The organism is Candidatus Wallbacteria bacterium (assembly GCA_028687545.1).
Taxonomy (GTDB): Bacteria; Muiribacteriota; JAQTZZ01; order JAQTZZ01; family JAQTZZ01; genus JAQTZZ01.
On the sequence record JAQTZZ010000033.1, the window covers coordinates 24,296 to 31,102 of the forward strand.

Genomic DNA, 6,807 nt, shown 5'->3' on the forward strand with positions numbered 1-6,807 from the left:
CGGTGGAAATTCCATTGATCTGGACCTTAAAGCAACTAACGAGGAATTCTCGGCAGTTCGCCAGGAAAGGGGCAGGATGCTGAAAGTACATTTTTCCATGCATTTTGGCGGGAGAACCTGGCCAGGACCTGCTGCTGATGGACCTGAGTTCGGGGTGGCCCGGGTTGGCATGGGTGGTCTGCTCGGACTGCTGGAAACAAAACTAGGACTTTCCGGAGAGTATCAACCAGATCTTCTGCGTGCTGCAGCGCTTGTCTCTAATCTTGGAAAAGATGCTTTCTATTCAGCTTCTGCAGAAGTCGACAGGCTGGGAACTGCCAGGCACCTGCTCAGAATCCGCGATTTTCTGATGCTGCATGGCTGGAAGGGGGAACAGGCAGGTAAACGGCTATCCGAACTCAGGGATGTCTGCCATGATCTGCCACTGGGTACTCCTGACCGCCTGAATGCAGTGCTGGACAGGATGAGGGTTCTTAACTCTGGTATCAGTGAAATCCTCTGCTATGATCCAGTTGAGCATCTGCCAGCTCTCTGGAAGAAAACCTTTGAATGCCTGAAAGATCATGGAACTATCATTACTTCAGTCGAATATACTCAGGTGAAGTCTTCCGGGGATCTGGGACTTGTTAAGTCTCGTAAGGATGGGATTGTCAAAGATGGCACAATCCAGCTCCTGCGATGCTCCCTTTCACAGGCTGCTGATCATGTAGCTGCCTTTATCTCCACGCTGCCTGAAGGCGAAACCTGCCTCATAATTACTCCTGACGACATTCTGGATTCGTCGCTTGCCGGTTTTGGATTGCCGGTTTCAGGTGTGAACGCTGAAGCTGACGATGATCCGCTTACTTCCATATTGCCGCTGGTTTTCCAGCTTGCTGAAAGTCCTCCTGAACCTCGACGGGTAATGGAATTCCTGGCTCTGCCTGATGCTCCCCTGCACCCCGGACTGCGACACAAGTTGGCTGACGCCATGCAGAAGTGGCCTGCAGCAGGCAGCCCTGAATGGGAAGTAGCAGTTCAAAATGGTCTTGATATGATTTCTTCAAAGAAGGGATCTGATAGAGCCGAACAGCAGAAGCACATACTTAGAAGTATTTTCCTTGCTGGTGCTGAAGGTGGGAACTTTTCTGCAGTTGAGATTAAAACTCGCTGCAGCCTGGTGCGTGAATGGGCAAAAGATAGAAGTCATTCTGTTCCGGATACCCGGTATTTCCGTGTCATCAACCAATGCGACTATCTGGAAGATCTGGCTGAACTGACTGGCAGTAAAAGCTTTTCACAACCCGAACTCGTCAAACTTCTTTCCTGGTCAAGAGCCATGCTTGATAAACCTTCAGCCAGGCTGGCGCAGGCAGGCCTGGAATGGATATCAGAACCTGGCGCAATGATGGCTCCAGCTGACAATATCGTCTGGTGGAATTTTTCCGCAGATGCTGTCAGAAAGCCCTTTGACGCAGGACTTACTGAACAGGAGCTAGATGATTTAACAAAAGCAGGTGTGCATATTCCTCAGCCAGCGGAGATAGCCGGACAAGATGGTGACTCCTGGCATCTGCCGATCGATCTCTGCAGAAAGCGGCTGTTTTTTGTCTGCCCATTGCGTGACAGAGCTGGAGAAGTGACAAGTCATCATCCGCTCTGGGATATGCTGGGGATTAAGCATATTGAGCTGGAAACATTGACTGTTGAACGTCCCTTACTAGCATCCAAGGCAGGAATGACTAAAGCAGATTTGCGACCTTTGCCGGAAGCGATCAGAACTTTCAGACCCGGAATTGAAATCAAGCCTCGCGAACATGATTCACCTGACAGTATCAGCAGACTGATTCAATGCCCGATGAAATGGGTGCTGGAGTATAAAGCCGGACTTTCAGCAGGTATAGGTACAGGCCTGCCGGATTTCGCGATTGTGCAGGGAAATCTGGCGCATCACCTGATAGAGAAATGTCTTCAGTCTGTAGTCAAACCAGCACAGGCTGAGCGGACTGCCGAACAGATTTTTGACAAAGAAGCGCCATTCCTGGTGGCTGAGCTTTTCCTAAAAGGAAATGAATCCCTTCTTACTGCTACCAGACGCAGGATTGCCAGGTCTGCTTCAGTGCTGACAGATTTCATAGCTGCGACAGGTCTGAAACTCAAGCAGATAGAGCGCGAGGTAAGCAGAATCATAGATGGAATCAACCTGCAGGGACGGGTGGATATTTTGCTGGGGGAACCGGAAATCGTGATTGACATCAAATCAGGCAAGTTGAACTTTTACGCTGATCATCTGGCTGACGGACTTGCCTGCCAGCTGACTGCATACGGGAAGATGCTGGAGAAAAAAGGAAAATTTCCTGTACTCGGGTATTTCTCGGTTAAGGATCAGAGACTGTGCCTGAACCGACCAGGGTTTACGGGCGCAGTACATGCAGCTTCTCCTTCGGATGATATGATGTGGCAGATTCTGTCCGCAACTTTCCACGCCGGTCTTCAGAGACTTGCTGCAGGTGAAGTCATTGCCGCAGGGAATGGAACAGAAGATGAAGTCATTGAAAAAGACCGTATCAATGGAAACGAGCTGTGCCTGACTTCGCAATGCGATTACTGCAACTTCGGCATTCTCTGCGGGAATTCATTCAGGGAGGCCTTATGAGCGGGATACTTTCCCGAATCAGGATCACTTCGGCAGGCGCAGGCACAGGCAAAACCGAGTATCTGAGCAAGCTCCTGGAAGACAGGATCAAAAGCGGAAAGGCCAGTCCTGAGCGCATTGTGGCAGTCACATTTACCAACCGGGCGGCAACTGAATTGAAAGAACGTGTCAGGAGCAAGCTGTTCGGTGCCGGGCTCAACAGGGAAGCATTGATGATGGAAGGAGCCTTGATTGGCACAGTAAACGCTGTCTGCAGCAGGCTGGTGCAGCGCTCTGCCTTTGAGCTGGGGCTTTCGCCTGAAATGACCGTGATCGACGAAGCAAAGTCTGAAGAGATGCTGCTTAGAGCCATTGGCAGCACTCAGGAAGATGACAAAGTTGAAACTCTTCTGGAAATAGCCGGAAGAACCAGGATCGAATGGGGAGATAAGTTACGGCAGATTGTTAACTCAGCACTTTCATATGATATTCAGCCAGATCAGTTTCAGGCATTCGCCAGGCAAAGTATTGATTCGCTGATGGAATTGTTCCCAGAGACGGTTATGGAGAAGACAGAGAAAAAGCTCATCCAGGCTGGAGAGATGTTTTTTAAGCAGCTCGAAGAAATCCAGGATGAGACAAAGGGCACCAGGGCTGTTGCCGATGAACTGCAGAAATGTCTGGAAATCCTGCGAGCAGACAAAGAACTGACTTGGTCTGAGTGGGCGAATCTGGCTAGACTCAGTCCATGCAAAAAATCAGCAGAGTCTTTTGAACCAGTTAGAATTGCAGCATCTTATCATACCCGCAATCCTAGATTCAGACAGGATTTGCAGGAATTGATTTCAATTCTGTTTGAGATGGCAGAAAAGGCTTTGACTAATTATCAGGAAGAAAAAGCTACCCAGGGTGCGCTTGACTTCAGGGATCAGGAACTGCTGGCACTAAGGCTTCTCTCCAATCCGGAAACCAGGAGAAGACTTTCAGGTAGCCTGGATCTGGTTCTAGTTGATGAGTTCCAGGATACCAGCCCGATCCAGCTCGCAGTGTTTCTCAGGCTGGCAGAACTTGCTGCCGAAAGTGTCTGGGTTGGTGACCGCAAGCAGGCCATCTATGCGTTTCGTGGCACTGACCCTCAACTGATGGAAGCAGCGGTTGATGAAATCACAAGAGCAGGAAAAACAGAAACATTAAGTTGCTGCTATCGGAGCAGGCCTGAACTGGTCAATCTTTATACTTCCATCTTTACCAGGTCGCTCAAGAAGCAGGGCTTTTCAGCAGAGAGCATCCTGCTGAAACCTGGCCGCGACAAAGTCACACTTCCTCCACCAGTGGAAATGTGGTGGCTGGATACTAAAAATAAAGGCGAGGATTATCTGGCTCTGGCTGACTGCCTGCAGAAATTTTTGGCTTCAGAACCTGAAGTCTGTGGTATGGATGAAAAACTGCGCAAAGCGACACCAGGCGATATCGCCATACTCTGCCGCACAAATGCCGAGTGCAGTGAGATAGCCATGGCCTTGAAAAGCGCTGGTATCCCTGCCTGTATCCCTGAATCAGGCTTATGTGCAACACTTGAATCCATGGTGATTTGCGCAGGGTTAAGACTATGGGCAGACTCCCATGATACCCTGGCTGCTGCAGAACTTTGCCGTTTGCTCGACTACGCTGGCAAGGAAGACCAGCTTCTGAAAGATCTGCTGGAGAATCCTGATGGCGCAAGCCTGATGCAGAATCCCATTGTCTCGAAGATCGCAGAAGATTCCAGGGTGAGCAAGATTACAGGCGTTCTTCCTGTTTTTGACAGAGTCATGGAACTCCTGGATATAAGAAAACTTTGCCTGGAATGGGGCGATACAGACAGGCGGCTTGCCAACCTGGACGCACTGCGCGCGCTTGCAGTGGCCTATGTGGGTGAATTCTCTTCATCCGGAAACGGTGTGCTTGTTCCAGGATTTATTCAATATCTGACAGAGCTGCAGCAGAGCGGGGAAGACGAAAAGCCATTGATCGCTGGCGCTGACCTGTTGACAGTATCAACCCGGCATAAAGCCAAGGGCCTGGAATGGCGTGTAGTAGTGCTCTATGACTCAGCGCATCAGAATAAGTTCCCCGGGCTTGGAGTAAAAGTTGAGAATAAGGGCAAATTCGATTTCAGTGATCCCCTGGCAGGGCACTGGATCAGATACTGGGACTCCCCTTATGGCGATTTGAAGACAACTCGATTTCACGAAAAAGTGGCAGAGCACAGTTTCAACCTGGAAGCAAACGAACGCAAAGAAGCAGAAGAACTGCGCGTTCTGTATGTCGCATTCACCAGAGCCAGGGATTATCTGATCCTGGCTGCCAGACCCGGCAAGCTGAACAAAGGCCTGTTCGGACAGCTGCTGGATAGCGACGGCCAACCTTTGATCTCAGAGCCTGTTGCCGGTAAAGTCTGCTGGGCTGGATGCACGGTTGAAGTAACTGAACGCACGGGTGCTGAGCCCGAATTTGTGGAAACGAAGAGAGACCCTGGAGTGGATTATAAAAAACCAGGACAAAAGGAGTTTCCTGCTGCTTTTGTTCAGCCGTCACTTCTGGAAGGGGAGCCTGCTGAAATTGTTGAGACGCTAAAGCTGGGAGAACCTATCGTACTCCCTGAGGATGCCAAACCTGATTTGTGCGGTAAGATTTTTCATGCTTTCTTTGCTGTGGATTCTACCGGCATAACAGACGATCTGCGGAGCAAAATCGCAGCTGATCTAATTAGGAATCATAACCTTGATAAGGCGGTCTTGCCTGAACAGATTACGAAAGCAGCGCAACACTTAAGAGAATGGATCTGCAAATCTTTCGCAGATGCTATAAAGCACACCGAGATGCCGTTGGCTTGCCGCCTGGAAACTGGTAGCATTTTGCGTGGAGTTGCGGATCTTATTCTGGAGACTGAAGCAGGATTCGTGATCATAGACCATAAAGTAATTTCTGGTGATGCAAAGAATCTCACCGGCAAAATCTGTTCCTTTGGACCGCAGCTTGCAGCCTACAAGCAGACAATCCAGGCAGCGACTGGGAAGAAGGTACTTTCAATGTGGATACACCTGCCGCTGGCAGGATTGATGTATAAGGTGGAAACGGCACTGCATCAGGCAGCACCTTCAAGTTGCTGAATCACCTGTTTTCAGGATCCCGCTCAGCGCAGATCGCCACTCTGCCGTAATTTCCATGGATCGGCCGCCAGACCACCATCCTGCGTGTTGAGGAATTGTCTACAGTCCACCAGTTGCCATAGACATCCTTGCAGACAACGATCCCGACATGATCCGGATCATTTCCCTCACCCCAGAATACCACGTCTCCGGCTTTGTATTGAGGCAGCTGAACATGATTCCAGTGAAGCCTGTCTGTGAGATGCGCCCTGAGCCCCTCGCAGCTTATGAGCGTGTTTTTCAACCTGCCGGCTTTTTTCAAAATCGCTGATGTCACAGCCGCACAGGCCAGCACTCCCTGCCTGGTGTCCGGAGTATGCACATTCACTCCATAAACTTTATCCGTGCATCCCACTGCTTTCAAAGCAAAGTAGGCTACTTCCATTGTGCCTTTCGGACCTTTTTTTTCCAGGGCTTCCTTTCCGCTTTTCAGCAGTATTTTTTCGATCATCTCTGAGGTGGAGGAATTCGCCTGCTTAAGATACTCGTTATCCTCCCCGAGATGCGCCTTGAACTGACTGATTGATGCTGAGATGCTGTTCAGGTATCTGCTCAGCCGCTTTCTGTCGGAAGGTCCGAGCAGATCCGGCTGATCAGCATTCATCCGGTCGAGGTAATCCATGACAGCCTGCATCTCATACAACTCACTGTATCCGGGGATCATCCGCTCTAACAACCTGATGCCAAGTTTTTCCAGCGCAGGGTTCAGCTGTGAATTCAGGCTGGTTATTTCATTCATCTGATCAGCCAGCTTGCTTTCCAAAGCTTTATCCGCTGCTGATAAAACATTCAGATGAAGCATGCAGATGAAAGCAAGGCAGAATGGAATCGTGATGGATTTCAAATTGATTTTTTCCATTGCTGTTAAAATGGCCATAAAGATAATGTTATCAGGAAAAATTGCTGAGTAAAATATTTTGTGGCCAAGATCTGATCCTTTTTCTTCATAATCATCATAATAAAATCCATCTGTTATCCCTTGTTGCAGGTTGAAGCAGGATG

The 6,807-nt window shown here is 49.5% G+C and carries 3 protein-coding genes; 2 read left to right on the forward strand and 1 reads right to left on the reverse strand.

Annotation, left to right across the window (positions count from 1 at the left end; genetic code table 11):
- The first annotated feature begins 76 nt into the window (after positions 1 to 76).
- Positions 77 to 2,635: a PD-(D/E)XK nuclease family protein gene (locus tag PHW04_13000; protein MDD2716804.1), complete on the forward strand. Its 2,559-nt coding sequence runs from the start codon at positions 77 to 79 to the stop codon at positions 2,633 to 2,635.
- Complete coding sequence (locus PHW04_13005) at positions 2,632 to 5,766, forward strand: UvrD-helicase domain-containing protein (protein ID MDD2716805.1); 3,135 nt, start codon at positions 2,632 to 2,634, stop codon at positions 5,764 to 5,766. The genes PHW04_13000 and PHW04_13005 overlap by 4 nt, the downstream gene beginning before the upstream one ends.
- A gap of 1 nt (position 5,767) precedes the next feature.
- On the opposite strand, the gene PHW04_13010 is transcribed toward PHW04_13005, so the two are convergent.
- The coding region (locus tag PHW04_13010) for a hypothetical protein (protein ID MDD2716806.1) at positions 5,768 to 6,807 on the reverse strand (1,040 nt) is incomplete at its 5' end.